The sequence below is a fragment of the Streptomyces sp. 796.1 genome, assembly GCF_047525675.1.
Taxonomy (GTDB): Bacteria; Actinomycetota; Actinomycetes; order Streptomycetales; family Streptomycetaceae; genus Streptomyces.
Genome location: NZ_JBLIWA010000029.1, coordinates 40,338 through 67,294 on the forward strand (window position 1 = coordinate 40,338; position 26,957 = coordinate 67,294).

The window sequence follows — 26,957 nt, forward strand, 5'->3', positions numbered from 1 at the left end:
TCAGTACAGCCTATCGAAGGAAGGTTCTGTGGCGACATAGGGCGCACGGGAGGCGCACGATGCGTGTCGCGAGCCTTCCCGTGCTCCTCTGTCGCTCCTTTATCGCTGCTCGGCGGCCGGATGCCAAGGGAGTTAACACGTATTCCGCTTGGCCGTAACCCGGGCCGCCGCTCCGCTTACCGGAAGTTACGCCAGCCCGAGCCGGCCGGCGGCGGCGTCCGCATCCACCGGCACCGTGACCGGCTGCGGCGCACCGGCCACCGCCCAGTCCGGGTCCTTGAGGCCGTTGCCGGTCACCGTGCACACGATCCGCTGGCCCGGGTCGACCAGGCCCTGCTCGGCCGCCTTGAGCAGTCCGGCGACGCTGGCGGCCGACGCGGGCTCGACGAAGACGCCCTCCTGGGCGGCCAGCAGCCGGTAGGCGGACAGGATGTGACGGTCGGTCACCTCGTCGATGAGGCCGCCCGACTCGTCGCGCGCCCGCTCGGCCTGCTCCCAGGAGGCGGGGTTGCCGATGCGGATGGCGGTGGCGATGGTGTGCGGGTCCTTGACCGGCTCGCCGCGCACGATCGGCGCGGACCCGGACGCCTGGAACCCCCACATCCGGGGCGTGCGCGAGGAGACGGCACCGCCGTGCTGGGTGGGCGCCGCGTACTCCTGGTAGCCCTTCCAGTAGGCGGTGATGTTGCCCGCGTTGCCGACCGGCAGTACGTGGATGTCGGGGGCGTCGCCGAGCGCGTCGACCACCTCGAACGCGGCGGTCTTCTGCCCCTCGATCCGGGACGGGTTGACCGAATTCACCAGCGCGACCGGGTACTTCTCGGACAGTTCGCGGGCCAGCGTGAGGCAGTCGTCGAAGTTGCCGTCGACCTGGAGGATGCGCGAGCCGTGCACCAGGGCCTGGCCCATCTTGCCGAGCGCGATCTTGCCCTGCGGCACCAGGACGGCGCAGACCATGCCGGCCCGTACCGCGTACGCAGCGGCCGAGGCCGAGGTGTTGCCGGTGGAGGCGCAGATGACGGCCTGGGCGCCGGCCTCCTTGGCGTGCGTGATGGCCATCGTCATGCCACGGTCCTTGAAGGACCCGGTCGGGTTCGCGCCCTCGACCTTGAGATGAACCTCACATCCCGTGCGCTCGGAGAGCACCTGGGCGGGGACCAGCGGCGTGCCGCCCTCGCGGAGCGTGACGATCGGGGTGTGCTCGCCGACCGGCAGCCGGTCCCGGTACTCCTCGATGACCCCGCGCCACTGGTGGGTGCCCTGCCGAGCGCTGATGTTTGCGGTCATTGCTTTCGTTACTCCCCTTCAACCCGCATGATGCTCGCGACGCCGCGGACCGTGTCGAGCTGTCGAAGCGTCTCGACGGTGGCCGAGAGCGCCGCGTCCTGCGCCCGGTGCGTCACCACGACCAGTGACGCCTCACCGTCCTTGCCCTGCTGGCGGACGGTGTCGATGGAGACGCCGTGCTCCGCGAAGACCAGGGCGACCTGCGCGAGGACACCCGGCTTGTCGGCGACGTCGAGGCTGATGTGGTAACGCGTGACCACCTCGCCCATGGGGCTGACGGGCAGCCGCGTGTACGCGGACTCGCCGGGGCCCGTGGTGCCCGCCAGCTTGTTGCGACACGCGGCGACCAGGTCGCCGAGTACGGCCGACGCGGTGGGCGCACCACCGGCTCCGGGCCCGTAGAACATGAGCTGCCCGGCGGCCTCGGCCTCCACGAAGACCGCGTTGTACGCCTCGCGGACCGAGGCCAGCGGGTGGCTGAGCGGGATCATCGCCGGGTGCACCCGCGCGGTGACCGAGCGGCCGTCCACGGCCCGCTCGCAGATCGCGAGGAGCTTCACCGTGCATCCCATGCGCTTTGCGGATGCGATGTCAGCGGCCGTGACCTCGGTCAGTCCCTCGCGGTGCACGTCGTCGAGCCGCACCCGGGTGTGGAAGGCGATGCCGGCCAGGATCGCGGCCTTGGCGGCGGCGTCGAAGCCCTCGACGTCCGCGGTCGGGTCGGCCTCGGCATAGCCGAGCGCCGTCGCCTCGTCCAGGGCCTCGGAGTACCCGGCGCCACTGCTGTCCATCTTGTCGAGGATGAAGTTGGTGGTGCCGTTGACGATGCCGAGCACCCGGTTGACGGTGTCTCCGGCCAGCGACTCGCGCAACGGCCGCACCAACGGGATGGCGCCGGCCACGGCCGCCTCGTAGTAGAGGTCGGCGCCGTGTTCTTCGGCGGCGGCGTGCAGCGCGGCGCCGTCCTCGGCGAGCAGCGCCTTGTTGGCGGAGACGACGCTGGCGCCGGATTCGAAGGCGGTGGTGATCAGTGACCTGGCCGGTTCGATGCCGCCGATGACCTCGATGACCACATCGATGTCACCGCGTTTGACCAGCGCCATCGCATCGGTGGTGATGAGCTCGGCCGGTACGCCGGCGCGCACCCGGCCGGGGCGGCGCACGGCGATCCCGGCCAGTTCCACCGGCGCTCCGATGCGCGCCGTGAGGTCGTCCGCGTGCGTCGTCATGATGCGCGCCACCTCTGAGCCGACCACACCACAGCCCAGCAGCGCCACCTTCAACGGACGCGTACGCATCATCCGACCTCGTTTCCTCTGCATCGACCGCACATACGTCGGCACCAGTCTCACTCACTGGACGGGAGATTCCGCCCCCCGTCCAGTATCCGAGATGTCTATTTCGTCTACCGGCACACGCGACTGTGCGCAGCGCGCGAGCCGCCCGCCGGTCCCCCAATTGTCACCCGACGTCGAGCCGCATCAGGTCTTCTTCGGTTTCTCGGCGCAGAATGATCCGCGCCGCGCCGTCCTGCACGGCGACCACCGGCGGCCGGAGCGCGTGGTTGTAGTTGCTGGCCATCGAGCGGCAGTAGGCCCCGGTGGCGGGCACGGCGATCAGATCGCCCGGCGCGACGTCGGCGGGCAAGAACGCGTCCCGTACGACGATGTCGCCCGACTCGCAGTGCTTGCCCACCACCCGCACCAGCATCGGATCGGCGTCCGAGGCCCGCGAGACCAGGGCGACGGAGTACTCGGCGTCGTAGAGCGCGGTACGGATGTTGTCCGACATGCCGCCGTCGACGCTGATGTACGTACGCAGCCCGTCGAGCTCCTTGACGGTGCCGACCTCGTACAGCGTGAACGCGGTCGGCCCGACGATGGCACGCCCCGGCTCCACCGAGATCCGCGGCACGGCGAGCCCGGCGGCCTCGCACTCGCGGGTGACGATGCGGCTCAGCGCGGCGGCGATCTCCTGCGGCTCGCGCGGGTCGTCGTCCGAGGTGTACGCGATGCCGAGGCCGCCGCCGAGGTCGATCTCGGGGAGTTCGACGCCGTGCTCGTCGCGGACGTCGGCCAGCAGTTGCACGACGCGCCGCGCGGAGACCTCGAAGCCGGCCATGTCGAAGATCTGCGAGCCGATGTGCGAGTGGATACCGATCAGTTCCAGCCCGTCCAGCTTGAGCGCCCGCCGCACCGCCTCGGCCGCCTGGCCGCCGGCGAGCGCGATGCCGAACTTCTGGTCCTCGTGCGCGGTGGCGATGAACTCGTGGGTGTGCGCCTCGACGCCGACCGTCACCCGGATCTGTACGCGCTGCCGCTTGCCGAGCCGCTCGGCGACGTGCGCCACCCGCACGATCTCCTGGAACGAGTCGAGCACGATGCGCCCGACGCCGGCCTCGACGGCCCGCTCGATCTCGGCGGTCGACTTGTTGTTGCCGTGCAGCGCGATGCGCTCGGCGGGCATCCCGGCCGAGAGGGCCGTGGCCAGCTCGCCGCCGGAGCACACGTCGAGGTTGAGGCCCTCCTCGTGCAGCCAGCGCACCACGGCCCGGGAGAGGAACGCCTTGCCGGCGTAGAACACGTCGGCCTCGCCGCCGAACGCCTCCCGCCAAGCCCGGCAGCGGGCCCGGAAGTCGCTCTCGTCCAGCACGTACGCGGGCGTGCCGAACTCCTCGGCCAGCGCCCGCACGTCGAGCCCGCCCACGGTGACCGATCCCTCGTCGGTCCGGTCGACGGTGCGTGCCCACACCTTCGGGTCGAGTGCGTTGAGGTCGGCGGGCGGCGCGAAGTAGTGCCCCTCGGGCAGCACGTCACCGTGGCGGGGTCCGGCGGGGTGAGCGGATCGGCTCATGGTGGTCAGGTCTCCTACGGCTACAGCGGTTCACAGGTGGACGGGTGCGGAGATGCCGAGCAGGGTCAGGCCGTTGGCCAGCACCGTTCCGGCGGCCTCGGCGGTGGCCAGCCGGTCGCGGTGCACGGCCGAGGGTTTCTCCTCGCCGCGCGGCAGCGGCGGCTGCCTGTCGTGGAACCGGAAGAAGGCGTCGGCGACGGCCACCAGCTCCCGCGCCACCCGGTCCGGCGCCGTCCGCCGCGCGGCGTCCTCCACCACCCGCGGAAAATCCGCCAGGAGCGCGAGCAGCGCGGCATCGGGCAGCGCGGCATCGCTTCGCCCCTCGCGTGCGTCCCGTACGTCGTCGGGCCCGGCCTCGGCCCCAGCCCCGGGCGAGGGAAGAACGCCCAGGTCACGGCCGTTGCGCAGCAGGGCACGGGCCCGCGCGTGGGCGTACTGCACGCGGAAGAGCGGGTTGCTCTCGCGCTGGGCGAGGACGGCGGCCGGATCACAGAGCGGGAGGTCGTGCGCGGCGGCCCGCAACAGCGCCCACCGCGCGCCGTCCCGCCCGAGCGAGGCCACCAGCTCCGCAGCCCCGATCCCGGGCTCGCGCACGACGAAGTCGACTTCGCGCTCACTGGTCCGGCGGGCCGGAGCGAGGGGTTCGGAGCCGGTTCCGGGTGGGAAGCCGGATCCGGGCGCAGCATCACGGTCGACGGCCAAGGCGCCGTCGTACGGATCGCCGCCAGACCCACGAGCGGGGGCCGCCCCGCCCCGCAGGTCCGCAGCCGCCTCCGCCGGGAACGCCGCGGGCTCGGCGCCGCAGGCGGTGGCCAGCCGTTCGACGGTCTCGGCCCACAGCGCGGCCCGCACCCCGGGCGCGTACCGCAACCGCAGTCGCACTCCGTCCAGCCCGTGCCCCCGCCCGTACGCGGCGCCCTGCGCGATGACGTCCCGTACGAGCCCGGCGTGGGCGGCGTGGGCCACGGTGATGTTGAGGAAACCCGGTCCGGCCAGGTCGACCCGGGCGATGCCGGGTTCGCGTACGAGGCGGCGCCGCAGGACGTCCGCGACCTCGCGCGGCGTACGGCCCGACGCGGCGGCGAGCCGCAGCGCGATCGGTGAGGAGAAGTCCCCGCGACCGGCCTTGGCGGGGACCCGTACGACACCGGGCCGCGCTCCGCCCCCGGCGGCGGCCCGGTCGCACCACGCCAGCTCGTCCGCGGGCAAGGTCAGCTCACCGGCCCGGACGGCCGAACGCACGGCGTGCACGACGGTGCGGGAGAGCTGCGCGGGGGTCACGGGGCAAGCGTATGGGAGAAAGGGGGCGGCTTTGCGAACGGGTTTCGCATCGCGGGCGGAACCGGCCGCCCCGGCCGGAACCGGTCATCCCCACGATGCCCCTCCGGGCGCCGACCGCTCCCACGGCCGGCCGACACCCGCCCCACCGGCCGGCCCGGGGCGGCCATCGCCCCCGCCCTGCTACGGCTCGGCGGTACGACTCAGCAGTTCGCCAGCTACGTCTGCTCAGCCACCGGGCCGGACGACCGGCTCGACGCCTTCAGACGGCCCAGATCCCGGACCGCCGTCGTCGTCACCGTCCTCTCCGACCTCATGGCCGGCGGACTGCCGCACGAGTTGTCGTACGAGCCGCACCAGCTCGGCGGGCTCGAAGGGTTTCGCAAGGAAGGCATCGACACCAGCGGACTGTCCACTGTCGACATCCGACTGCGTACAGGCGCTGACGATAGCGAGGGGGATGTGCCGAGTACGTACGTCATCCCGCAATCGAGCAGCGGTCCGCAACCCGTTGAGACGGGGCATCGACACGTCAAGAGTGACCACGTCGGGCCGCACGCGATGCACGATCTCCAGGCACTCGACACCATCAGCCGCGGTCACGACCTCGAACCCCTCAAGCTCAAGGTTGACCCTGATTAGCTGCCGGATGACCTTGTTGTCGTCGACGACAAGGACCCGGCCGGACACGCCAGGCACATCTCGAAGCGTAGGCGTGCGACTCCGGCTGCGTCCGGGTTTTGCCCACTTCCGCCACGTGCGGGGGACGTTTCGCCGAGCCTCCCCACGGAACACAACGGATGCGCTAAAAGCCCGCCCCGCCTCCCCACCAACCGCCCATCCCCCTCCCGAAACACCCCACCACGCCCCGCCCCACCCCACCCGAGAAACGCGTTCATGGCCACCCCTCACGAGCTGGTAGTGTTCTACCCGTCGCCAAGCAAGACGGCAGACACGCCCCCGTAGCTCAGGGGATAGAGCAACGGCCTCCGGAGCCGTGTGCGCAGGTTCGAATCCTGCCGGGGGCACTCGCCGGTCAACTACCTGAATCCAGGTTCTGACCAGGGCGGATGCCGATGGGAAAGGGCGGGAGTCAGTCTCACTGACTCCCGCCCTTTCTCGTTGCCTCCCACTGGCTGCGCGTGAGGAGCGCGTGAGCCACGCGTGGCTCAGGAGTCCCCTTCCGGCCCCCACCCCATTGTCTTTTCGATCTTCCTGTTGTCTTCCTGCTCGCTGTTGTCGATCACCCCCGCGTAGTGACGGTCGATGACCTCCGGCGAGGTGCCCGCGCGCCTGGCCACCTCCGCCACGGGGAGGCCGGAGCGGAGCCAGTCGGTGATGGCCGTGGCACGCCCGTCGTAGGGCTTCTGCGCCAAAGGCGAGTGGAACTTTGGCGGCGGGAAGGCGAACGCTCGGGCTTCCTGCCAGACGCGCCAGTAACTGGACGTCCCGACCAGGCCGCCGCGCTCGTTCTGGAACAGCCGGCCGCCTGCAGCCGTGCCGAACTCCTTCACATGTGCTCGGAGCATCGCCACCAAGACAGGCGGGATAGGCACCGGCCGGTCGGCTTCCGGGTCCCGCATCTTCAGCCCGCGCTTATCGTGCCGCTCGCCGGAGTCAGTCCACTTCTTACCGGAGACCGGACGCGTTTCCCGAAGGGTGAGAACACCCCACCCGCTCTCCGGTAAGTAACAGTCGGATTCCCGTAGCCCTACGACTTCTGCCGGGCGCATCGCGGCGTAGAGAATGCACCCGAAGAAGGCGACCAACCTTCTCCCCCGGTTCCGCTTCACCGACCCCACGTACGACACAGCTACCAGGAACTCGCGCCCCTGGATGGGATTCATGAGCACGCGCGGATCGATCGGGCCGCTGGCTGCGGTGGATGGGCGCTCCAGCTCAGCGATCGGGTTTTCAGCGAGATAACCCTTTTGAATCGCGTAGACGATAGCCGCGTTGAAGTTACGACGCCGCCTCTTGTACGTGTCCTTGGCCGCCAGCTTGCCGTCCAGTTTGTAAGCCAGCCGGTAGTGCACGTCTTCGGCGATGCTGGATTCTCGTAGCGCTGACAAGGGAAGAGAGTTCTCCGCCAACCAGGCACATGCCTTGGTGAGTTTGGGCGGCGGCTCCTCGTTCTCGTGGGCTGGCACGACCGCCCACCGCACGGCCTGGCGCACCAGGCGGAGGTCCGGAGCGTCGGGCTTGTCGTTCATCATCCCCAGCGCTGCGGACGCCAGGCTGTCGGCGAAACCCTCTCTCGTCTTGGCCGCAGCCGTACGCCAACGGCGCCGCATGAACTCACGCGCGAACTGCCACCAGGTGGGGTCCAACTTCTCTGCGGTCTGCGCGGCCAGTGCCTCTTCCGCCCGCCGCACTTCCGACTCGGGCAGGCCCGATTCCACGTCGAACGCTTCGCCCCTGCGCATGGCTTGACGCAGCTCTGAACGGCGATTGTCGGCAAGTGCGAATGTGGCGAAGGACGCGTGCCGAACTTCCCCCGCAACTACCCAACGGAGCTGATAAGGAGCGCTTTTACTCCTCACCTTGCCGACACGCCATACGCGCACGTCGTTGGAAAATGCTCTCTCCTTGGCACCCTCGGGGTGCTCACTTTCATGAGCACCCCGAGACGTACCGGCTATACCGCTGGTCACGCGGCGTCCTCCCGCTCCGCCAACCAGCGTTCGTAATCCGACCGGCGAATTCGCACATCGCCGTTCGGGAGTTTGATCGAGCGAGGCGCTTTCCCGAGCTGGCGCCACCGGTGGAAGGTGGAGGGCGGCACTCTGAGGTCAGCGATTATCTCGGCGATGGTCAGTTTCTCGTCCACCACACGGGTGCTCATTCCACTCTCCTCTCTTCTGTTGTCGTGTAGAGCGAACGGCCCCTCCGCAGCAGGTCCGCTACATCCGCCACGGCTGCTACATCGCAGGTCAGGGGCGGGTTTTGGCGTAGCGGCAAGGCGGGGTGTAGCGGATGGGTCCGCTACGGGGGGCGAGGGGTGTAGCGGTTCGGGGCGAGGCGTAGCGGGGGCGTAGCGGTTGTCGTGGGTAACAGCCGCTACGCCGTTTCCGCTGGTCAGCCGGTGGCTATGCGGAGTCTGTGGCGGGTGTAGCGGATTCCGCTGCCTTGGGGGCGGGGCAGTACCGCTTCCACGCGTCGTACAAGTCGCTGGCGTAGTAGCCCTTGACCACTCCGGAGCCGGTGCGGATGTTGCGGGCCTTGATGGGCTCGTTGTCCGCGGTGACGTACTCGCCCAGCCTCTTGGCGAGTTGGCGAGAGTCGAGCGGTTTGCCGTTCATGTCGGCCCAGGGGGCTTCGTCCATAGCGGTGAGTCCGGCGAGGATCTGCGCAGTGGGCATGCGGTCGGCGCCGCAGAACACCGTGTCGCGCAGGTCGGTCAGCAGCCGGATGCCCAGCGATGCCTTGTCGCCGGCCGTCGCGGCGGCCACCAGTTCCACGCACGCGGCGCGGGCCCGCTCGGGCCAGTGGCCACCCGCCGCGTCGGCGACCGCCAGCAGGGGTTCCCACACATCCGCGGGGCGGTCGGAGACCCCGTCGGGCATTTCAGGGAAGGACCCTTCGACGGTCTCGCGCACGCTGTCGGCCCAGGTGGCCAATCGATCGCGCAGCGCGTGGCCTTCCGGTTCGTGGATACGGCTGCGGAAGGCCTCCACGTGCTCGTTGGGCGCCCGGCGACGCATCCGGATGATGACGGACCGGGTCATGATCGTGTCGGGCAGCCAGCCCAGCCCCGCGACGGCCACGGCCGCGTAGGAGGGGAACGCCTGAACCGTCTGCTGGCCACCATCGCCCACGCACCGGTAGGAGACACCGGTGCGGCGGTGCCCGGCGTTGAGCAGCCCACGCAGTTCCTCGTTGTCCTTGGCCTTGGGGCCGAACACGGTGTCGATCTCGTCAAACAGGATGGTGGGGCGCCCGCCCTCCATCCCGGAGACCGCACGGAACAGCGCGGCCGGGGAGGCGTTGACGGCCACCATCGGCTGCGGGACCAGCGTCCCGCAGATCTCCAGACCTCGCGTCTTCCCCGACCCCGGTTCCGGGGAAAGGAAGGCCAGGCGGGGGGTGGACTCGAATGCGTCCAGCAGGTGCGTGTGCGCGTCCCACAGCACGACGGCCACGTACGCGGAGGGCGTGGGGAAGGCGTTGAAGCGACGGTGGAATGCCTCGATCTCATCGAGCAGTGCGGCGCCGTCGGTGCTGTTGGCGGGAGTGCTCATGCGGCGGCCCTGCCTTCCTGGGGGTTGCGGAGCGGGCAGAGCGTGCGGTGTGTGGTGTGGTCGGCGATCAGCGCGAGCGCTCGGTGGTGGCCGGCGGCGAAGCGGTCGCGTCCGCAGGCGCACCAGGAGCGGGCGGTGGGGGTGGCGTCGCGGGGCGCGGTGATGTGGAGCCAGGCGATCGGCTGGCGCCCGTCGTCCGGGCGCGGGTTCGGACGAAGGGCAGTGCGGACGCCCTTGCGGGCGGCGTCCTTCGGCGCGCCACGGCCGGCAGGGGCGGGGGTCTCCTTGGCGGGGCCAGGCCTGTTGGTGGTGCTGGGGTGGCCTTCCAAGGGGGCGGGGCGGGGTGTGTTCATGCCGCGTCCCGGGGGCGGGCTTTGCGGAGGGAGCTGTCGAGTGCGCTGCGGATGGTGGCGCGGCACTCGGCAGCGGTGAGTCCCCGGGCCTCTCCCGCCCCTTGGAAGGCCTCTTCCACCTCGTGGCGGGGGATGTCGCCCCAGGCCACGAAGCGCCCCACCTTGAAGGCGCAGCGGTTGAGCGTGGTGTTGCGCTGCTTGTCCGGCGCTCCGGACACCACCGCGCACTCCCGCTCCAGCGCGGCGCGGGCAGCGCTGGAGCCGTTGACGACGCGGAGCTTGAGGGGGCGGGCAGGCTGGGCGGGAGCGGGGCGAAGCAACTGACCGAGCCAATCGGGCAGCGGTGCGACGGGCACGCTGTCGGCCAGCTCGTAGATGCCGTGGGGGGCGGTGCTGCCGACGGCGACGACGTACCCGCCCCAGGCACGGGTGTCGATCAGCGGCCCCAGCCGGCCCGCGGTGTTGTTCAGCCGGGTGCCGGGTGGGGCGGTGAAGTACAGGTGCCACCCACCGCTGGCGGTCCGGACGCGGTAGGTGCGGGGGACAGGCTGTCCGGCGCGCTCGCAGAGCGCCAACAGGTTCGTCGCGCCGTTAGGCGTGTCCGCGTTGCCCTTGAGCTTGGGCTGGTCCAGGTCGATGACGACCAGGTTGGCGGGGCCGGTCGCGATGCCGATGTTGTACGGGCGCAGCGACCAGGCGGCGCAGATGGCGGAGCGGTCGGTCGTGGCGCGCTGTTCCCACGTGTGGTGGCCATCCGCGCAGGGGCCTACACGCAGGCAGCGGGGTTCGGCGTGGCCCGTGGGGCGCTTGTCGCGGGGGCGCAGGGGGAAGACGGGCCAACCGCGCGCTGCGGCATCCAGTGCTGCGACAAGCAGCGACGGGCGGGGGGTTGGTGCCATGCTGGTGCTCCGTTCTGATGGGACGGAGGGGCGGCCCGAGGCTTTGGCGAGACGCGGGCCGCCCCGTTCTGCTGAACTGGGTAAAGAGTTGGAATGTGCGTTGTAACGTCGCAGGTCGGGAAGGGTGGTCCCCGCGCGAGCGGGGGTGGTCCGGCAGCCCCACCGGCCCGGCGTACCTCGGCTACGTGGTCCCCGCGCGAGCGGGGGTGGTCCGCCCTTCATCAGGTCGACGAGCTTCTTCGTGTTGTGGTCCCCGCGCGAGCGGGGGTGGTCCGAGATCGCCGCGTTACTCCCGGCCCTCGCCCAGGTGGTCCCCGCGCGAGCGGGGGTGGTCCGGGCCCCGCCTGGCGGTCGGTGCGGACCGTGTGGTGGTCCCCGCGCGAGCGGGGGTCCGTTCGAGCGCTCCGACGATCTGCACGTCGTCGGGTGGGCCCCGCAGGCGCGGGGCCGGCGCTCACGGAACCAGTGGCCAGGTGCCGTTGACCGTTGCGTTGGGGTCGGTGCGCCGCAGGTGTTCCTGTAGGCCCGCAGCTTGTTCTGCTGCCCATGCCTCCTGGCGGGTGTGGAGTTCGGGAAGCGGGACGGCGGCCAGGCTGGGGTGGACGCGGGGTAGGCGCCAGGCCAGGCGGGCAGCGGCCAGCGCGTCTTCGATGGCGTTGTTGGGGCCGTCGTGGCGGACGCGGTAGTGGGTGCAGAGCGCGGGCAGGGTGCGGCGTCCGGGGCGGTAGCGTTCGACCTGCTTGTCGAGTACGGCCGGGTCGATGACTGGTGCCACCGTTTCCAGGAAGGGGACGCTGGCGCGGGTGCATTCGCGGGCGAGGACGGTGAGTGCGTACGGGGCCCGGAAGACGACCAGCGGGATGCCTGCCCCCACCGCTTCGGCCAGTGCGGTGGTGATCTCGGGAAGGGCTTCGGCCGGGGGCCGGCCGTTCTCTCGGGCTTGGTCGGTGGTGATGTGGTGGATGGCGGTGGCGTCCGCGGGGATGTCGATGCCGGGGTTGATGAGCCACGAAGTGGTTACGGGTGTGGTGTCGCTACCGCTGTCGATGGTGGCTATGGCGGCGGAGACGATGTGGGCGGTTTCGGGGTCGATGCCGGTGGTTTCGACGTCTACCGCCAGCATCGGGCCCTCGGGCCAGGGGACAGGGGTGGTCACGGGCTCACCTTCGCTGGAGGGGGCGCCCCGGGTTCGGGGCGCGGGGGTGTCAGGTGTTGAGGTAGGTGCTTCCGGCTTCGCGGAGGGCGGTGTGGGTGTCGCGGCTGTGATCGCGAGCGGTGGCCAGCGCGGTTTCCGTGGCCGGGTCGAAGCGACCATCAACCGGCGTGCTCAGCGGGATCTCAGAGAGGGTGATTGCGGCCCATGCGGCGGCCTCCCCGAGTGCGGGCAAGGCAGTGCCGTGCGCGACGAGGGCGAGGTGATCGCGGGCGATGGTGATGTTGCTGCGTAGCCGGTATTCGGTCTCTGGGTCACTGGGTGCCTGGAGGTTTGCGCGTAGGCGGGCGATACCGAGCCAGTAGTTCTCGCGGAAGCGCAGGATCGCTTCCAGCAGGCTGGTCAGGGCTTGGATGACCTGTTGGTGGTGGCGTTCGGTACGGGCATCTCGCTCGGCGGAGCGCTGGGCGAGCGTGCCCAGACCCGCGCCGGCGAGGGTGCCCACCACGGCGATGAGGGTGGTCCACATCAGTTCGGCCCCTTGTCGTGTGTAGGCGGTTGGCTTGCGATGGCGGTGGGCCACATCGCGCTTTCGCGTCAGGTGTGGAAGTGGTTGCGCTTGATGACGGCTTTGCGGATGTTGACCGTGGTGCCCCTGCGAGTGGGCCGGTGGCGGAGGGCTTGGGTGGCGATCCAGCCGCCGAAGATGACAGCGGCCAGGATGATGAGTTGCTGTATGAGTGCGGCCAGGGCGGCGATGAACGTGGTGAGCAGGACCAGTCCGCCGCAGATGGCGCCGAACCCGATGCCGCCGAGCGCGATGTTGATCGCGGTGCGGGAGATGACCGGCCGCGGCTCAACGGGTTCCGGAACCGGTGCCGGGTGCGGGTGGGGGGTGAGGGTGTAGCCGGTGACGATGTGGCCGTCGGGGAGTTGGACGCTGGAGAGGGCCGGGGCCGTGGCGGGTTGGATGGGGGCCAGGGGCGCGGGGTGGGGAGGGAGTGGGATGGGGTGGTGGACGACGGCCGGGGGCCGTTCGTGGTCCATGCCGGGGCTCCGTTCTCGACCGGTGTGGGCCCGCGCCGAAGGAGAGGCGCGGGCCCACAGGGATCGGAGTGTTAGACGAGGCGTGAGGGGTGTTACGGGACGGTGTGAGGTCCGCGTAACGGCGCGTTTGCCTAGGGGTTTGGGTGTTAGGCCGGCGTAACGTGTTACGGGTGTTACGCCGCTGTGAGGGCGGGCAGGATGCGCCAGCGGCCCGTGGTGTTTGTCGGCTCCAGGCGCCCGTCCAGGGCGGCTTCCTTGAGGCGCAGGGAGACCCAGGAGCGCGAGAGCTGGTGCTCATCGCACCAGTCCATGAAGTCCTTGGGTCCGACGATCATTCGGCCCTCGGTCTCGAACTGGGCGAGGGCGTCGGCGAACAGGCGCCGGGCCTCTTCCGGGCTCGGTCGGCGACCGGGCGGGGTGCCGAAGATCGGAGCGTCGTCGCCGGGCTCGGGGGCGGCAAGGTCGACTTCGGGGTCGATGCCGGCGTCGTCCGGGTCGTAGTGCGGCTCGGGGCCCATCTCGTCCTCTTCCGCCAAGTCCACCCCACCACCGGATGGACTGGAGCCAGTCGAGCCGGTGTGGGTGTCGGGGGTGGTGGTGCGGCCGGTGTAGGCGCGGCCGGCGACGTTGGCCGCGGCGCGGGCGGTGATGGGGTCGGCGGTGGCGCCGTTGCGCTGGGCCCAGGTGGCCAGCAGTTCCATGACCGCGATCGCGCGGGTGGTGAAGCGGCGGGTGCGGCCCGGGGAGGGGTAGCGGTCCTCCGCGATGCCCGGGGAGACGATGTAGCAGTATCCGGGCCTGCGGTTACCCCACGCGCCCGGATGCGCGCCGGCGTCGATGACCGTCTCCGGCAGCGAGAATCCCTCGTCGCGTGGGTCGCAGCCCAGGGCGATGACGGAGGGGAGGGAGGCGCGGGTGCTGGTGGACATCTGGTCGTAGGAGGGGCGTTGGAGTGAGACGACCAGGCTGATGCCGGCCGAGCGTGCTTCTTGGGCGATGCCGGTGAACACGTCGTCGCCCAGAGCGCGCAGGGTGTTGGCGGCCTCTTCCATCCAGGCCACCAGGAACGGCATCCCCGCACACCCACACGCCCGCCCATCCGCACGGCACGAGTGGTCGGGATCAGTCTGCTGGTGTGCGCACTGGGGCAGCCACTGGCGGTAGCCGTGGGCACCCAGCCAGCGCGTGCGCTCAGGGATCGCGGCTTTGACGGCCTCGATCAGGACTTCGGTGTCCGTGCCGCCCTCCACGCCCCAGTCCAGGCCCGGGCGGAGCGGGGCGAAGTCCTGGAACGCCTTGGGGTCGGAGAACCAGACGATCACATCCCGGCGGGAGAGGATCTCCGTCAGCAGATTCAGCGCGGTGTCGCCCTTGCCGGAACCAGTGCCACCCGCGATGAGCAGGTGGGTGGAGTTGCGCCCGGCCTCCGGATCACCGGGCAGCCAGATCAGCAACGGCGCCCCGTCGTCATACCGTCCCAGGTCCAGTGGTTCGGTGATCGAGCCGCCGAGGTTGGAGGGGCCTTCCCACTCCACCACCTGGGAGAGCATGTCTTCGGGGACGATGACCAGCTCCCCGCGGCGCTCGGAGAAGGGGTCGGGGGTGTAGCGCACGGCGTTCTTCGGCAGATCAAGCGCGGATGCCAGGCGGGCCAACGCCTTGGTGACGTCGTCGTTGGTCTGCTCCCCCGGCTCCAGCAGCACGGGGGCGGTGACACGGTTCGGCTCGACCTTCGTCGCCCCAAGCTGCGCCCGCGCCAACCCCACCTTCGCCAGCAACCCCTTGTCAGAGCTCTCGCCGGTGGGGTCGGTGGTGCGGCCGATGACCAGACGAACGTTCCAGCTCAGCGCCAGGACGGGCCCGCCCATCAGGAACAGGTCCCCGACAGGGCTGGTGGTGGGGCCGGCCAGGCAGGCGGCGGTCAGCCAGGCGGAGCCGGTGGCCACGGTGATGGCCGAGTGCAGCCGGCGTTGGGCGCCGGTGGAGCGGCCCACCCACCACGTGGTGCCCGTCAACGCCACCGACGCCAGGGTGAGTCCGACGCCGGCCGCGGCGGAGTCCGCCCACCGGGCGTGACCGAGCACGCCGGCCAACCCGGTTCCAGCGACCCCCAGCCAGGGGGGAAGGTGCGGCTTGACCCGGTGCAGCAGATACGTGCCCACCGGGCCGCCACCGGCAGTGGAGTCAGCATGCTCGTGATCGCGGATGCGATTGCGGTTGCGGTTGTGGTTGCGGTCGCTCATGACCGTCCCTCCTTACTGACGGGTCCAGTCGATGCGTGGGGTCTGCGGGCGCCGAGCACGGTGACGGACGCGGTTGATCTCTTCCTCGTACTGCTGCTGGAACATCGCATACGTCGCGGCGGCAGCAACCCCGGCCGAGCGCAGCTCATCCGCAGACTTCTGCAACTTGCGGGCCACACGCCCCGCCCTCATCCGCGAGCCACCCAACCGGCCCTCCGGGTCAGGCACGGCCGCCAGCACCCCTTTGAGGATTTCGGCGGCCATGGCCACCTCGATGGCCAGCGTGATGGAGGCGGCCCGCAGCGTGTTGCAGTAGTTGCGCACCTGCGCCGGCGAGGTGAAGTCCGGCTCCGGCAACAACGACTGGGCCTGCGGGCGCTCACGGCCCTGGCTGAAGGTCGTGGTGGTGCTGCGGTTGACGGTGACGTTGATCGGCGGCACGAAGGAACTGCCCATCGCACCGATGAACCCGCCGGCAGCAGCACCAGCGTTGGTGAACTTGTTCGGCTTAGCCGACCCGCTGACTGGCGCGCCGCTGGGCCGGCCCGTGGTGGATGCCATCAGATGCACTCCTTCTACTTCGAGCGGCGGACGAAGAGCCAGGCGGCTTGCGCGCCGATGGCCAGGACCAGCCACGCGAGCAGCAGAGGGGCACTGAGCGGGCCGAACCCGGCCGCCAGCGCCAGCCACACCAACGTGGTCACGGCCACCAAGGTCAGCGCGATGCGCCAGCCCAGCGCGGTGCCGGTGGCGGGGTGGGTGTGCTGAGTGCGCACAAGCCACACCAGCGGCACGATCGCCACAACCGCCAGCGCCAGCCCGGACCACCACGCCACGGCATGCAGCAACGCGGTAACACCCAGCGCGAACAAGGCAGCAGCAGCGGGAGCCAGAGCACGGCGAAAGCGCCAGAGCATGCGCCCGGCGAAACCCAGCGCTTCACGGGTCCAGGAGGGCCGGTCGGGCACGACGACCACGACCGGCTGCGAACGACGACCACGCTGGCGCGGGATACGAATGGTGGTCACACTCCCGGCCGTCTTCACGGCACGGATACGACTACGACGGGACACGAAACCGAGTCCTCTCGATCAAGAAGGGAGGTACCCCGAAACGCCTGTCACCGGCCCACCCGCGGCGCCCGCCCGTACCCGACGCGGATACGGCCGAGTACGGGCGGGGAGAGCGAGCGGGTACGGCGGGTACAGGCGTACCCGGGGCGAGGGTTCAGACGGGGTACGCGCAGGTGACGCACAGGCCCAGTGAGCGGGGGATGCAGTACCCGGCATCGGTACGGCAGCCCGGGCAGGTACGCCGGGCACGCATCGCAGCGGCCAACGCCCGCACCCGGCCCGGAGTCATCGGCCGCACCGGCCGGGCCTTGTCGAGCCGGTAGAAGTAGGCCACGCGCCACCCGGCAGGGGATCGGCGCGAGCGCCACATCACCTGCGCCGCCACCGGCTGCCCGCCGGGCCGAAGCCCCCGCACGCGCAACTGACGTCGCGTCAGGTAGCCGTCGGGGGCCAGGCGCCAGGGGTAGGTGGGGATGCCGTAGCGGGCGCCGGTAGGGTCGTAGAACCGGCTGGCCACAGTAGCCATCACCGGGCCCCTGCCGGGACGCGCAGCAGCTCTTCGCGGATACGTACGGCCCGCTGTTGGCCGATGCCGTACGTGTCGCGAAGCTGCCGGTAGGGCACCGGCCGGCCCGCCCGCACGTGGTCGGCGAAGCGTTGCCGAGCGTCGGCGGTCAGGCTGTCCTCGGCCGGCGGAGCGGGGCTGTCGTCGTGCGGCTCCACCCAGTCCAACCCCAGCTCCGCGGACTCCTCGTCCTCGTCCTCGTCGGGTACGTACCCGACGGGCGCTTCAGCCGCGGGTACGGGCTCCGATTCGGCGGGTACATCGGGTGCCGGTTCGGGGGCGGGGGCCGGTTCGGGGCGGGCGATGATCGGCAGCAGCCGCACCCCGGCAGGTACCGGCACCGGCGGCACGGGTACGGGATCGGACGCCGCGGGTACGCGCACCGGGGCAGCGGGTACGTACTCCGGCCCGGCGGGTACGGGAGACGGCCCGGCGGGTACGCCCGTATCGGTCGCGGGTACGGGCGTACCCGCCGGTGTACCCGCGGGGGTGGTCAGGCGTTGGTGTACCTGGCGCATCAGCGCGCCGAAAGCCAGCAGCGCGGCGACCGGGGGTACGGCTGCCACGACGTACTCCAGCGGCCGGCTCCCCTCCCCCACACCAGCGATGTTCAGCGCGATCGAACCCAGCGAACCGGAGGCAGTCAACCCGATGGCCCACCAGTCGGTGCGGCGCATGAGCGAGGCGCGGAGCATGAGCAGCTCGCCGACGATGATGAACAAGTCGATCGTGCCCGGCCACGCCCACGCGCGGGCGCCGCTGAGGCCGTTGGCGGCGGCGGTGTCGTGCAGGTGCTCGTAGGAGAGCCAAAACGCGCCGGCCGTCAACAACACGGTCACCGCCCCAGCCCCACCCGCCAACGCCTGACGAGAAGCAGAACGGGCGCTCACCGCTCCACCTCCACGCCGGCTGACGCCATCGGCCCCGGCCCGTAGGCGACCAGGCGCACGCTGGCCCCGGCGAACTCGGTGTAGGCGCTCAGGCTGTGCGTGCGCCCACCGGACTGCACTGCGAACTCCACGGTGTCCGGCTCGACACGCAGCGCCTGCCGCCAGGTCTCGAACGCGGCGAACCCGCCCAGGTCGTCGGCGGCGCCGTGGAAGGAGAGTTCCAAGCAATCCGGAAAGATGTCGGTGACCTTGATGGCGGGGGCGGGCAGGTGCGTGAAGTCGCTGGCCAGCAGGCGCAGCGCCCGTAGCGGGTTGGCCAGTTCCTCAACCGTGAGCGCGTTCACCTGGCGCCCCCTGCCGGCTGGGTGCCGGTCCGACCCGGGCGGCGGCCATTGACGCTGGCGATGGCGGTGCGGTCACTGTGGGCGATACGCCACCCGCCACCCGCACGCTTGGCCAGGTACATCGCCTCATCCGCCCCGCGCAGCAACCGGGAACGCTCAGCCAGCGGCCAGTACGGCGACCACACCGCGCCCACCGACGCCCCCAGTGCCACGGTGCCGCCCTCAATGGGCACCGCGGCACACAGGTTCTCGTGCAACCGGCTCAGCGCGTTGGGCAGGTCGGTGGCGTGGGGCATGGTCAGGGCGGCGGCGAACTCGTCCCCGCCCAACCGGGCCACCACCCAACGCTCAGCGTGCGCGGCGGCCCAGCGGCTCAGGCGGCTTCCGGTCGCGGTGATCGCGGCATCCCCAGCCTGGTGGCCGTGGGTGTCGTTGAGGGCCTTGAACCCGTCCAGGTCGACCATCACCAGCGCCACCGGCGCCCGGCGCCGCAGTAGACGTTCCACGCCCTTTTCGAAGCGGGCGCGGGTGGGCAGGCCCGACAGCGGGTCCAACCGGGCCTGGTTCAGGCGCCGGTGAAGCCACCACGTCGTGGCCGACCAGCCTGTTAACAGCGGCGCCACCATCGCGGTGGCAGGCACCAGGGCACTCATGCCGCACCACCCGGAAGGCTCTCTTCAGCGGCGCGGTTGGCCAACGCGGTCCGGGCGGCCAGCGCCTGGCGCCGGGCCCGGCGGACACGCCGCTCATCCAACTCGCACGGGACCCGGTCCAGGGTCATGATCTGCGCATCCGACACGTCGATGTCCGCCAGGATCAGCGGCATCTCGGCCTCGATCGCGTCCAGTTCAGCGTCCGTCGGCTCCTTCCACGGAGCAAACGCGGTAACGGCCTCCTGCAACGAGACCATGAGTGGGACGATGTGCATGGGTCGGTTTTCCTTCCAAGAGGCGGCCCAGCTCGGCGGCCCCGGTGTTCCAGCACCGGGGCCGTGTTCTTGCGGGGTGGAAACGATCGGGTTGTGTGATCCCGGCGCTCCTCACCGCCCCCGGCTCTCGCGAGCCAGGGGCGACTGAGCAACACAGGGCTCAAACCGCGGAGTCGAACCGCGGCCAAGCGTTGAAAGGGGGCCGTGGCCTACGGCTGGTAGCAGCCGGACGGCCGCGGCATCGCGTGCTTGGTGACGTTCATGACGGCCGTCCTTCCATCGAATCGGTGGCCCACCGGCCACGGCCAAGACGTACAAGCACCCCCGTGCGCCGCCCCGCCCACCACAGCGGACAGGGCATCACGGCGACGCAGAGGAGCTGGCCGCGGAGTTCCCGCTCACGCTGTGCGTGGCGGGAACTCCCGCGGCAGATGACGCAACGGGCTACGCGCCAGCCGGTCCAACCGACGCGCACCCTAGGTACTTCGGCGATACATCACGGGTCCCTCCGAACGAACGGACCTCGGGTGATCACTGACCACACGCTGCCCGACCGAAAAGATCGGGATGCTCGCGCGGCCCCTACCCGCTCCCAAGCGGTCAGCAGGCAGAGCCCCTTTTCTTGCCCCGGGGAGGAGTGGCCCCAGACCGCCATCACGGCCGACGGTCGCCGGGACGCCGCAGATCAAAGGTGCTACGCAAACAACGGCGGCGTCTCTCAAAGATCACTGTGGAGTTCTCAACGAGCAGTCGCGGCCTTCGGGCTCTTTTCACGGAGCCCTCCGGGCGAGGTGCGCGCCAACTGGTGCGCACCAGAAGGTTGGCATCTGGTGCGCACCAGAGTCAACCCCCGTCGTGAGAACGGACTTTGGCGGGTGCCCCCTGGCGCCCTTCAAGGACACCGTTCGCGGGGGTATGTTCGGTAGCCAACAACCCTTAACCCCAGGCGTGTTAACCGCTTTTGACCTGCCCCGATCTGCGCCATGCTGAGATCGGCAGTCACCGGACCGACGGCTAGGCGGCAGCAATGGGTGAGGGTCTTCGCAGCGCACGAAAGGCGCGCGGGTGGTCGCAGGAACGGCTGATCCGCGAGATCGAGCGGTACGCCGAACGCCACCTCATCGACGTCGCGACGACGGCGAGCCTACGGGTGTACGTCTCCGAGTGGGAGAACGGCAAGCGCCCACTGTCGGAGCGCTACGCGGCCCTGCTCCGCCCCCTGTTGGGCATCACGGACGCCGAGCTGCGGCCCAGCGCCGCGCCGTCGGGCCAGCCGCCCACAACCGACGGCTACGACGACCTGCTCGACCGCATCGACGCGTCCCGCTCGGTCAGCCAGTCCATGGTGAAGACGTTCATGGACCAGACGGAGCTGCTGCGGACCGTGGACCGGCAGATGGGCGCCGCGGGGTTGGTCGACCAGATGTCGGGCCACCTCGCGGCCCTCGAAGACGCGCTCACCTTCGCCGTGCTGCCCGACGCGCGGCGCCCGGTCGCACTGGCCCTGGCCGGCGCGGCGACGCTCGCGGCGTGGCAGGCACTGCACGCGGGCGCGATCGACCGCGCGTGGCGCCACTACGAACTCGGAAAACGGGCCGCGCTCGATGCGGACGCGCCGATGTACGTGGCTCACGCCATGGGCGAGCAGGCGTACGTACTCTGCGACGCCGGGCGGCCCCACCTCGCCGTTGACCTGATCCACGAGGCCCAACGGGTGGCTGGCGACCGCGTCTCACCACGGCTTCGGGCCTGGCTGTACGCGGCAGAAGCCGAGCTGTACGCGCAGGTCGGGCAGGCCGACGCCTGCCACCAGGCGTTGGAGCGCGCCGCGGCCAGCATCCCGGCCGGGCCGGAGCCACGCGACCCGGACATGCTGAGCATCTTCCTCAACGACGGTCACCTGACCCGCTGGCGCGGCAACGCGCTCGCCCTCCTCGGCGACGCGGACGCCGTGACCAACCTCTACGCGGCGCTCGACGTGATGGACCCCAGCTTCACCCGGGCCCAGTCCGGACTGCGATGCGACCTGGCTCAGGCCCACCTCGCCCGCGGCGAGTACGACCAGGCCAAGGACCAGCTACGTCAGGCGCGCCTGCTGGCCAACCGCACGGGCTCCGTGCGCCACCGCCGACGCATCGACCTGCTCACCGCGAGGTTGTGAAACCACCCGCGGGCCGGTTGGCCAACACGTGCAGCAGCGCGACCAGGGTGCCGGACCCCATCAGATCACCGCGCGCCATCAGCCCGGGGATGTCCGCCAGCGGCACCCACTCGATGTGCCCCGCCTCTTCCAGGTCGGTGGGCTCGCCCACGCGCTCCGCGCCACGCCCCACGAAGATCTCGTGCGGTGAGTCGACCATGCCCACCATCGGCTGGTACGTCACGACGTGCTCCAGCTCGGCCGGCCGCCACCCGGTCTCCTCCTCAACCTCCCGCAGCGCCGTGGCATGAGCTTCCTCGCCCGCATCGACTATGCCGCCCGGCAGCTCCCAACCGAACTGGTCCGGAACGAACCGGTAGCGCCACATCATCAGCACCCGGTCCTGGTCGTCCAGAACGGCGGCCACGGCCACGTGGTGCAGCTCGACAACGTGGTGCTCGAACCGCTTCACACCGGGCGGCTCGACATCCCACAGGCTCAGCTTGGCCCACCGGTTGTCGTAGATCGTCCGCTTCCCGTGAACCTGCCAGGGCTCCAGCCCCTCCGGCGTCGCGACGCTGACCCCACCAGGCACCCGGTACGAACTCCGTCCGCGAACCTCCAACACACGCTCGGCCACGAGCTTGGCGAGCACCTGACGAAGGGCGGTACGCCCGATCCCGAGTTCCTCCACGAGGGACCGTTCGGACGGCAGCTTGTCACCGGGCGATAGCTTGCCGGAGTTGATCCACTCCCGAATCGTCTCGTAGACCTTCGCGGACTTCGGGCCCATGGGCAGTGTTCCGTCCTTCACTCGTCCCGGGTCATTCGCGCGAGCTGCGCCCGCGTGGGCGGGGACACTCGTTGCGGCCGGTTTCTTGTGCGGGGCCCCGCCGGGCCACCCCCGCGTGCGCGGGGACCAGCGTTGCGATACAAGGTATCGCTACATGAGCCCAGGTCCATCCCCGCGTGCGCGGGGACCAGGTGGACGGACAACTCCGACTCCTGGACGAGCCGGGTCCATCCCCGCGCGCGCGGGGACCAGTCGACCTGCAAGCTCTGCACGGCGAAGCCGGGGGGTCCATCCCCGCGTGCACGGGGACCAGAGCAATTGACCTGCGGGTTTATTCGGCGGAGGGCCGGTCTTTTGCAACTTCCACCGATCGCGACCTATCGCCCAAACCCGGCGATTCGGCCATAGCATCCCTACTCTCACCTCAACACGCACGAGGCTACCGCCCGTCGCCGGAGGCCAAGTTCGAGGACCCATCATCCGTCCCTGTGGGCGACCACCCCGCGTCGCCTCTCCATCTCGTTCATCGCCCCGAGAGGCGGGGCAGCGCAGACGCACCACCAGTGGCCACGTCATCAGCTACGGCGGGTTCCACCCTCCAATGCGTGAGCAGTGCGTGAAACGCCGAACCGCTCGTCAACGAGTCAGCTACTCAGCAGGTCAGAGCCCCTTTGAGGCGTCTCATACGAACGGCCTCCGGAGCCGTGTGCGCAGGTTCGAATCCTGCCGGGGGCACTTCAATAGAAGTGCCGGGAGACCCCGCATTCAGCCAGGTGTTGAATGCGGGGTCTTCGCGTTGCCACGGCCCGATGGCGGAGACGGGCGCGGGCGGGTGGGCTGTGCTGTGGCCGCCTCCCTCGCGTGGGCGCGCGCGCAACGCGGCAGGGGTGGCGAGGCGGGTGGGCCGCGGCACGCCGTCGATGCCCCTGGTCACCCAGGGCGGTCGCCGTTGCGGGCGGTGGTGTTGTTTGGCCAAAGGTCCTCGCCTACGCTGTGCAACAGTACGAACACCTTGCTGCGACCGGCCGTGTCGGCGTGGCGCCTCCTATGGCCGTCGCCCGGGATTTCGGGGTCGGCCATAGCTGTTTTCTGTGCTTGGGGGCTCGTTCTTGTATCTCTGCTACATCGACGAATCCGGCACCGCTCAGGTCCTCAACCCTGACGTGCCCGACTCGGTGCCGGTCATGGTGATCGGCGGGTTCACCGTTCCGGAGCGGCGCCTGGCGGGGCTGGCCCACGACTTCATCGAGTTGAAGAAGCGGTTTCGGCCGGAGCTTCGCACCCGGCCCACCCTGCAGGACGTCGTGCATCACGAGGTCAAAGGCGAGACCCTGCGCAAGCCCTTCCGCGGTCAGGGGCGCAAGCGACGTCGCGCGGCGCACGGCTTCCTCGATCATCTGCTCACCCTGCTCGAGCAGCACCACTGCACGGTGTTGGCCCGTGTCTGGGTGAAGGAGGACGGCGTCGTCAATGACGAGAAGTCCCTCTATGCGGCATCCGTCGCTGCGTTGTGCGCGACCTTCGAGAACTACCTCGCCGAGCACTCCGCCAGCGGGATCGTCGTGCTGGACAGCCGCAACCCGTCGGACAACGCCGGCAGCGTGCACGGCGTCACGACACGCAAGTTCAGCAGGGACGGCGACGAACTGCCGCACCTTCCCGAGTCCCCTCTCTTCGGCCACAGCAACACCCACCTCGGCCTTCAGATCGCCGACCTCCTGGTCTCCGCGGTCCTGGCGCCGGCGTCCGCCGTCACGTACGCGGCAGACCTCACCGGCAACGTCCACTGCCACCCCGGGTTCGTCGAGGTGCGCGACCGGCACTGTCCACGGCTCGCGCACCTCCAACACCGCTACCGGGACGCCAGGGGGAAGTGGTCCGGCGGTATCACGGTCACCGACGCCCGGGGGCACCGCTCGGCACGTGCGCTGTTCGGGCCCGGCTCGTCCACCACGGAGCAGCCGCTGACCGGCTTCCCCGGTCAGGTCTCGCCTCAGCAGTTGGCCACCGTGGCGTCGTTTCCCGAGTCGGCGGCGTCCGCCCCGTAGCAGCGGGGAGTGCGTCCTTCACCACACCGGTCACCGCTCGCCGCGCCCGTCATCGGGGCCCACCCCAGGCCGACAGGCGCGTGGGCAATTGCGTGCGGATCGGCGCATCATCGCTGCTCCTTATCGACCAAAAGAGACGCTTCTTGCTCATCTTTGATCGGCGCCGTAGGGTCCCGACCGAACTGTTTCGATCACGACGGACTCCCAACGGGAATGTCCCCCACCTCGAAATGGAGGGCCTCCATGCCTTCGTCCTCTTCTGCCGTGCGGTGTGCGCAAGGTGCTCACGGGCCGTCGCCGCTCCTGACGGCGTACGACCCGTACGCCGTCCGCCGGCGAGGCCCCGCCTTTGCCGAGCCCGCGCGTCACACGCCCTCCATCAGCTAACCGCACCACCGTGGGCACCGCCGAGTTGCGGTAAGAGCGCACGCGGAAACCTTTCCCTCCAGATTCGTGAGCTGCCTGACCACGGCAGTTCGCGGGTCTGAGCCCCCCTCGTGACTGCGCCCTTGTCGCCGCGTACCGACGACTCATCGGCCCGGGCGGGACGTATCCCGGCCGTGCATCGGCTGCCCACGCCGGCATTGTGGCCGGGCGTTTCCCGAGTGGCGCACGCGTCCTGTCCGCGCGTGCTTCGCACGGCTGCTCGTCATGCCAACCAGCACGTCAGGCGGGGCGAGGGGGCCTCGCGGCCCCCTTGGTCCGTGCACCATCGAGCCGCTCTAGGCGCAGATAGGGTGGCCATCTCTTCATCAAGCGGCCCGCCGGGCTTCCCTTCCCCACTGGCGCTACGTTCAGGGGCTCACGGGACACGCCCCCACCCGCTCCCGTCGCATGCGTTGTCTGGGGGTCCGCCTTGCTCATCCGTGATTCCGTGTCGTCGATCGCGGCTCGACTGCTCGAGGGCACACTCGAGTTGCATCTGATCGAACAGTTCGTGCACGTGCACGGCCACCGGCCCGGCGAGTCCGAGATCCGGTCGTGGAACCGCAGCATCCCGGCGCTGACCGGGGCCCTGCTCGACGCGGGGCTGGGCCAGGTGGAGATGCTGATCGAGTACGGTCTGCCGCTGACCAGCAAGCGCGCCGACGTCGTGCTTGCCGGAACCCACCCCACGACGGGGGAGCCTTCCTACGTGATCGTGGAACTCAAGCAGTGGAGCGAAGCGCACCCCGATGAGGACGAGGACCCCGTGCTGTGTCGGGTGGACGCCTACTCGCGCCCCGTACTGAATCCGATCGAGCAAGTACGCAGGTACCGCGACTACCTGGTGTCGTTCAACGGGGCGCTGGCCGGCCACCCGAAGCGCGTCTGTGGGGTCGCCTACCTGCACAACGCGACCGAGTTCGGGGTCAGCGGCCTGGACGCGGGTGAGGTCGACGAACGGGCCCGCATGTTCACGGCTGAGCGGCGGGGGAAGTTCCTCACGTTCCTGCAGTCGAAGCTCGCTCCCGCGTCCGGCGCCGATGCCGCCGACGACTTCCTGGCCGGCAAGGTGCAACCGTCGAAGCAGTTGATGACCGTGGCCGCGGACGAGGTTCGAGACCGCGAGCAGTTCGTGCTGCTGGACGAGCAGCAGGTCGCGTACGAACTCGTGCTGCGAGCCGTTCGCGACGCACACCGGTCGCACCACAAGGAAGTGCTGGTGGTGACCGGCGGTCCCGGCACGGGCAAGAGCGTCATCGCGCTTTCCGTACTGGGCGAGATGTACCGGCGGGGCGTTCCGGCACTGCACGCCACCGGGTCGCAGTCCTTCACCAAGACGATGCGCAAGGTCGCCGGGGCACGGAAGCGCGAGGTCCAGGACCTCTTCAAGTACTTCAACAGCTTCATGACGGCCGAGCCCAACAGCATCGACGTCCTACTCTGCGACGAGGCGCACCGGATCCGTGAGACATCGGCCAACCGGTACACACGGGCCGAGCACCGCACGGGCAAGCCACAGGTCAGGGAGCTGATCGAGGTGGCTCGTGTGCCGGTCTTCCTGCTCGACGAGCACCAGGTCGTACGGCCCGGTGAAATGGGGACCGTCGAGGAGATCGAGGCTGCCGCGGCCGACATGGGACTGGAGTGTCGCGTCGTGTCGCTGGCGAGTCAGTACCGGTGTGGTGGCAGCGACGCCTATCTACGGTGGGTGGTGCGACTGCTCGGAATCGAGGGCGGGGGACCGGAGCCCTGGGAGCCTGACGACCGCATGACGCTGGAGGTCGTCGACTCGCCAGCGGCCATGGAGGAGTTCCTGCGGGCGAAGCGCGCGCAGGGTTACGGGGCTCGGCTGTCGGCCGGCTACTGCTGGAAGTGGTCGGACGCCAAGCCCGGCCAACCCCTGCCGTCGGACGTCGTGATCGGGGATTGGCAACGCCCCTGGAACCTCAAGGGTGACCGTTCGGTGATGGGCGCTCCCCCCGCGGCACTGTGGGCCACGGACCCGGCCGGGTTCGACCAGGTGGGCTGCGTCTACACGGCGCAGGGCTTCGAGTACGACTGGAGCGGGGTGATCATCGGGCCCGATCTGGTGTGGCGCGGTGACGAATGGGTGGTGGACCTTACCGCTTCCAAGGACCCGGTGTTCAAGCGGGCGATGCCGGAACCCGAGGCGAAGCGGCTCGTTCGCAACACGTACAAGGTCCTGCTGACGCGCGGCATGGTCGGGACCGTCCTGTACTCGACCGACGCCGAGACCCAGGACAAGCTCCGGGAACTGGCGGCTAACCGGGCGTCGTCCGTGACGGGGTAGTGGTGCCCCGCTCCTTGCGGTAGGGCACTGATCGGTCGGGGCTCGCGGCCTGGGGCGCACCCTCGAGGCCGCGATCCACCGTCCG

25 protein-coding genes and 2 tRNA genes are annotated in these 26,957 nt (G+C 70.2%); 5 read left to right on the forward strand and 22 right to left on the reverse strand.

What is annotated here, in order from left to right; all coding sequences use genetic code 11:
• Nucleotides 1–186: 186 nt before the first annotated feature.
• The 5 genes from thrC to ACMA1D_RS20185 all read right to left on the reverse strand — a co-directional run bounded on the left by thrC (nt 187) and on the right by ACMA1D_RS20185 (nt 6,117).
• The gene (gene thrC / locus ACMA1D_RS20165) at nt 187–1,287 is read right to left on the reverse strand and encodes a threonine synthase (RefSeq protein WP_414725400.1); all 1,101 of its coding nucleotides are present in this window, start codon (nt 1,285–1,287) and stop codon (nt 187–189) included.
• A gap of 8 nt (nt 1,288–1,295) precedes the next feature.
• Nucleotides 1,296–2,588, reverse strand: a complete 1,293-nt coding sequence (locus tag ACMA1D_RS20170) for a homoserine dehydrogenase (RefSeq protein WP_414725401.1) — start codon at nt 2,586–2,588, stop codon at nt 1,296–1,298.
• Nucleotides 2,589–2,748: 160 nt separating this feature from the next.
• Nucleotides 2,749–4,140, reverse strand: a complete 1,392-nt coding sequence (lysA, locus tag ACMA1D_RS20175) for a diaminopimelate decarboxylase (RefSeq protein ID WP_414725402.1) — start codon at nt 4,138–4,140, stop codon at nt 2,749–2,751.
• Nucleotides 4,141–4,170: 30 nt separating this feature from the next.
• Nucleotides 4,171–5,421: an ArgS-related anticodon-binding protein NrtL gene (gene nrtL, locus ACMA1D_RS20180; protein WP_414725403.1), complete on the reverse strand. Its 1,251-nt coding sequence runs from the start codon at nt 5,419–5,421 to the stop codon at nt 4,171–4,173.
• A gap of 225 nt (nt 5,422–5,646) precedes the next feature.
• Nucleotides 5,647–6,117 (reverse strand): response regulator, encoded by a 471-nt coding sequence (locus tag ACMA1D_RS20185; protein ID WP_414725404.1) that lies wholly within the window; start codon nt 6,115–6,117, stop codon nt 5,647–5,649.
• Between the two features lie 257 nt (nt 6,118–6,374).
• Here ACMA1D_RS20185 and ACMA1D_RS20190 point away from each other — a divergent pair.
• A tRNA-Arg gene (locus tag ACMA1D_RS20190) sits at nt 6,375–6,446 on the forward strand.
• A 141-nt stretch (nt 6,447–6,587) separates the two neighbouring features.
• Here ACMA1D_RS20190 and ACMA1D_RS20195 read toward each other — a convergent pair.
• The 16 genes from ACMA1D_RS20195 to ACMA1D_RS20270 form a co-directional block, all read right to left on the reverse strand.
• Nucleotides 6,588–7,844, reverse strand: a complete 1,257-nt coding sequence (locus tag ACMA1D_RS20195) for a tyrosine-type recombinase/integrase (RefSeq protein ID WP_414725405.1) — start codon at nt 7,842–7,844, stop codon at nt 6,588–6,590.
• Nucleotides 7,845–8,068: 224 nt separating this feature from the next.
• Nucleotides 8,069–8,263: a helix-turn-helix transcriptional regulator gene (locus ACMA1D_RS20200; protein ID WP_217197058.1), complete on the reverse strand. Its 195-nt coding sequence runs from the start codon at nt 8,261–8,263 to the stop codon at nt 8,069–8,071.
• 244 nt (nt 8,264–8,507) lie between these two features.
• A complete protein-coding gene (locus ACMA1D_RS20205) occupies nt 8,508–9,659 on the reverse strand; it encodes a DUF3631 domain-containing protein (protein WP_414725406.1) in 1,152 nt (383 codons plus the stop codon).
• Nucleotides 9,656–10,012, reverse strand: a complete 357-nt coding sequence (locus ACMA1D_RS20210) for a hypothetical protein (RefSeq protein WP_414725407.1) — start codon at nt 10,010–10,012, stop codon at nt 9,656–9,658. Before ACMA1D_RS20210 ends, ACMA1D_RS20205 begins: the two co-directional genes overlap by 4 nt.
• Complete coding sequence (locus ACMA1D_RS20215; RefSeq protein ID WP_414725408.1) at nt 10,009–10,911, reverse strand: bifunctional DNA primase/polymerase; 903 nt, start codon at nt 10,909–10,911, stop codon at nt 10,009–10,011. Before ACMA1D_RS20215 ends, ACMA1D_RS20210 begins: the two co-directional genes overlap by 4 nt.
• Before the next feature lie 454 nt (nt 10,912–11,365).
• A complete protein-coding gene (locus ACMA1D_RS20220; protein ID WP_414725409.1) occupies nt 11,366–12,067 on the reverse strand; it encodes an exonuclease domain-containing protein in 702 nt (233 codons plus the stop codon).
• Between the two features lie 49 nt (nt 12,068–12,116).
• Nucleotides 12,117–12,593 (reverse strand): hypothetical protein, encoded by a 477-nt coding sequence (locus tag ACMA1D_RS20225; protein WP_414725410.1) that lies wholly within the window; start codon nt 12,591–12,593, stop codon nt 12,117–12,119.
• 68 nt (nt 12,594–12,661) lie between these two features.
• Complete coding sequence (locus ACMA1D_RS20230) at nt 12,662–13,111, reverse strand: hypothetical protein (protein ID WP_414725411.1); 450 nt, start codon at nt 13,109–13,111, stop codon at nt 12,662–12,664.
• A gap of 173 nt (nt 13,112–13,284) precedes the next feature.
• Nucleotides 13,285–15,354, reverse strand: a complete 2,070-nt coding sequence (traB, locus tag ACMA1D_RS20235; RefSeq protein WP_414725412.1) for a plasmid transfer protein TraB — start codon at nt 15,352–15,354, stop codon at nt 13,285–13,287.
• 12 nt (nt 15,355–15,366) lie between these two features.
• Nucleotides 15,367–15,915 carry a plasmid transfer protein TraA gene (gene traA / locus ACMA1D_RS20240; protein ID WP_414725413.1) on the reverse strand — a complete coding sequence of 183 codons (549 nt, stop codon included), beginning with the start codon at nt 15,913–15,915 and terminating at the stop codon, nt 15,367–15,369.
• 14 nt (nt 15,916–15,929) lie between these two features.
• Nucleotides 15,930–16,382, reverse strand: coding sequence for a hypothetical protein (locus tag ACMA1D_RS20245; protein ID WP_414725414.1), 453 nt, complete (start codon nt 16,380–16,382; stop codon nt 15,930–15,932).
• Nucleotides 16,383–16,581: 199 nt separating this feature from the next.
• Nucleotides 16,582–16,953: an RRQRL motif-containing zinc-binding protein gene (locus ACMA1D_RS20250; protein WP_414725415.1), complete on the reverse strand. Its 372-nt coding sequence runs from the start codon at nt 16,951–16,953 to the stop codon at nt 16,582–16,584.
• A complete protein-coding gene (locus ACMA1D_RS20255; RefSeq protein WP_414725416.1) occupies nt 16,953–17,882 on the reverse strand; it encodes a DUF2637 domain-containing protein in 930 nt (309 codons plus the stop codon). The genes ACMA1D_RS20250 and ACMA1D_RS20255 overlap by 1 nt, the downstream gene beginning before the upstream one ends.
• Entirely contained in the window at nt 17,879–18,226 is a 348-nt protein-coding gene (locus ACMA1D_RS20260; protein WP_414725417.1) for a hypothetical protein, read from the reverse strand. Before ACMA1D_RS20260 ends, ACMA1D_RS20255 begins: the two co-directional genes overlap by 4 nt.
• A complete protein-coding gene (locus ACMA1D_RS20265) occupies nt 18,223–18,879 on the reverse strand; it encodes a GGDEF domain-containing protein (RefSeq protein ID WP_414725418.1) in 657 nt (218 codons plus the stop codon). The genes ACMA1D_RS20260 and ACMA1D_RS20265 overlap by 4 nt, the downstream gene beginning before the upstream one ends.
• Nucleotides 18,876–19,154, reverse strand: a complete 279-nt coding sequence (locus tag ACMA1D_RS20270; protein ID WP_414725419.1) for a DUF6284 family protein — start codon at nt 19,152–19,154, stop codon at nt 18,876–18,878. The genes ACMA1D_RS20265 and ACMA1D_RS20270 overlap by 4 nt, the downstream gene beginning before the upstream one ends.
• Nucleotides 19,155–20,181: 1,027 nt before the next feature.
• On the opposite strand from ACMA1D_RS20270, the gene ACMA1D_RS20275 reads away from it, so the two are divergent.
• Nucleotides 20,182–21,315, forward strand: a complete 1,134-nt coding sequence (locus ACMA1D_RS20275; protein WP_414725420.1) for an XRE family transcriptional regulator — start codon at nt 20,182–20,184, stop codon at nt 21,313–21,315.
• Here ACMA1D_RS20275 and ACMA1D_RS20280 read toward each other — a convergent pair.
• Nucleotides 21,299–22,087, reverse strand: coding sequence for a GntR family transcriptional regulator (locus ACMA1D_RS20280; protein ID WP_414725421.1), 789 nt, complete (start codon nt 22,085–22,087; stop codon nt 21,299–21,301). The genes ACMA1D_RS20275 and ACMA1D_RS20280 overlap by 17 nt on opposite strands.
• Nucleotides 22,088–22,752: 665 nt before the next feature.
• Here ACMA1D_RS20280 and ACMA1D_RS20285 point away from each other — a divergent pair.
• The 3 genes from ACMA1D_RS20285 to ACMA1D_RS20295 all read left to right on the forward strand — a co-directional run bounded on the left by ACMA1D_RS20285 (nt 22,753) and on the right by ACMA1D_RS20295 (nt 26,872).
• A tRNA-OTHER gene (locus ACMA1D_RS20285) sits at nt 22,753–22,822 on the forward strand.
• Between the two features lie 374 nt (nt 22,823–23,196).
• Nucleotides 23,197–24,135, forward strand: a complete 939-nt coding sequence (locus ACMA1D_RS20290) for a DUF3800 domain-containing protein (protein ID WP_414725422.1) — start codon at nt 23,197–23,199, stop codon at nt 24,133–24,135.
• Between the two features lie 856 nt (nt 24,136–24,991).
• A complete protein-coding gene (locus ACMA1D_RS20295) occupies nt 24,992–26,872 on the forward strand; it encodes a DNA/RNA helicase domain-containing protein (protein WP_414725423.1) in 1,881 nt (626 codons plus the stop codon).
• The last annotated feature ends 85 nt before the right edge of the window (nt 26,873–26,957 follow it).

Excerpts from the sequence above, each read along its gene's own strand:
- thrC (WP_414725400.1), bottom strand. The coding sequence starts at position 1,287 with ATGACCGCAAACATCAGCGCTCGGCAGGGCACCCACCAGTGGCGCGGG.
- ACMA1D_RS20170 (WP_414725401.1), bottom strand. The coding sequence starts at position 2,588 with ATGATGCGTACGCGTCCGTTGAAGGTGGCGCTGCTGGGCTGTGGTGTG.
- lysA (WP_414725402.1), bottom strand. The coding sequence starts at position 4,140 with ATGAGCCGATCCGCTCACCCCGCCGGACCCCGCCACGGTGACGTGCTG.
- ACMA1D_RS20195 (WP_414725405.1), bottom strand. The coding sequence starts at position 7,844 with ATGCGCAGGGGCGAAGCGTTCGACGTGGAATCGGGCCTGCCCGAGTCG.
- ACMA1D_RS20200 (WP_217197058.1), bottom strand. The coding sequence starts at position 8,263 with ATGAGCACCCGTGTGGTGGACGAGAAACTGACCATCGCCGAGATAATC.
- ACMA1D_RS20205 (WP_414725406.1), bottom strand. The coding sequence starts at position 9,659 with ATGAGCACTCCCGCCAACAGCACCGACGGCGCCGCACTGCTCGATGAG.
- ACMA1D_RS20210 (WP_414725407.1), bottom strand. The coding sequence starts at position 10,012 with ATGAACACACCCCGCCCCGCCCCCTTGGAAGGCCACCCCAGCACCACC.
- ACMA1D_RS20215 (WP_414725408.1), bottom strand. The coding sequence starts at position 10,911 with ATGGCACCAACCCCCCGCCCGTCGCTGCTTGTCGCAGCACTGGATGCC.
- ACMA1D_RS20225 (WP_414725410.1), bottom strand. The coding sequence starts at position 12,593 with ATGTGGACCACCCTCATCGCCGTGGTGGGCACCCTCGCCGGCGCGGGT.
- ACMA1D_RS20230 (WP_414725411.1), bottom strand. The coding sequence starts at position 13,111 with ATGGACCACGAACGGCCCCCGGCCGTCGTCCACCACCCCATCCCACTC.
- traB (WP_414725412.1), bottom strand. The coding sequence starts at position 15,354 with ATGAGCGACCGCAACCACAACCGCAACCGCAATCGCATCCGCGATCAC.
- traA (WP_414725413.1), bottom strand. The coding sequence starts at position 15,915 with ATGGCATCCACCACGGGCCGGCCCAGCGGCGCGCCAGTCAGCGGGTCG.
- ACMA1D_RS20250 (WP_414725415.1), bottom strand. The coding sequence starts at position 16,953 with ATGGCTACTGTGGCCAGCCGGTTCTACGACCCTACCGGCGCCCGCTAC.
- ACMA1D_RS20265 (WP_414725418.1), bottom strand. The coding sequence starts at position 18,879 with ATGAGTGCCCTGGTGCCTGCCACCGCGATGGTGGCGCCGCTGTTAACA.
- ACMA1D_RS20270 (WP_414725419.1), bottom strand. The coding sequence starts at position 19,154 with ATGCACATCGTCCCACTCATGGTCTCGTTGCAGGAGGCCGTTACCGCG.
- ACMA1D_RS20275 (WP_414725420.1), top strand. The coding sequence starts at position 20,182 with ATGGGTGAGGGTCTTCGCAGCGCACGAAAGGCGCGCGGGTGGTCGCAG.
- ACMA1D_RS20280 (WP_414725421.1), bottom strand. The coding sequence starts at position 22,087 with ATGGGCCCGAAGTCCGCGAAGGTCTACGAGACGATTCGGGAGTGGATC.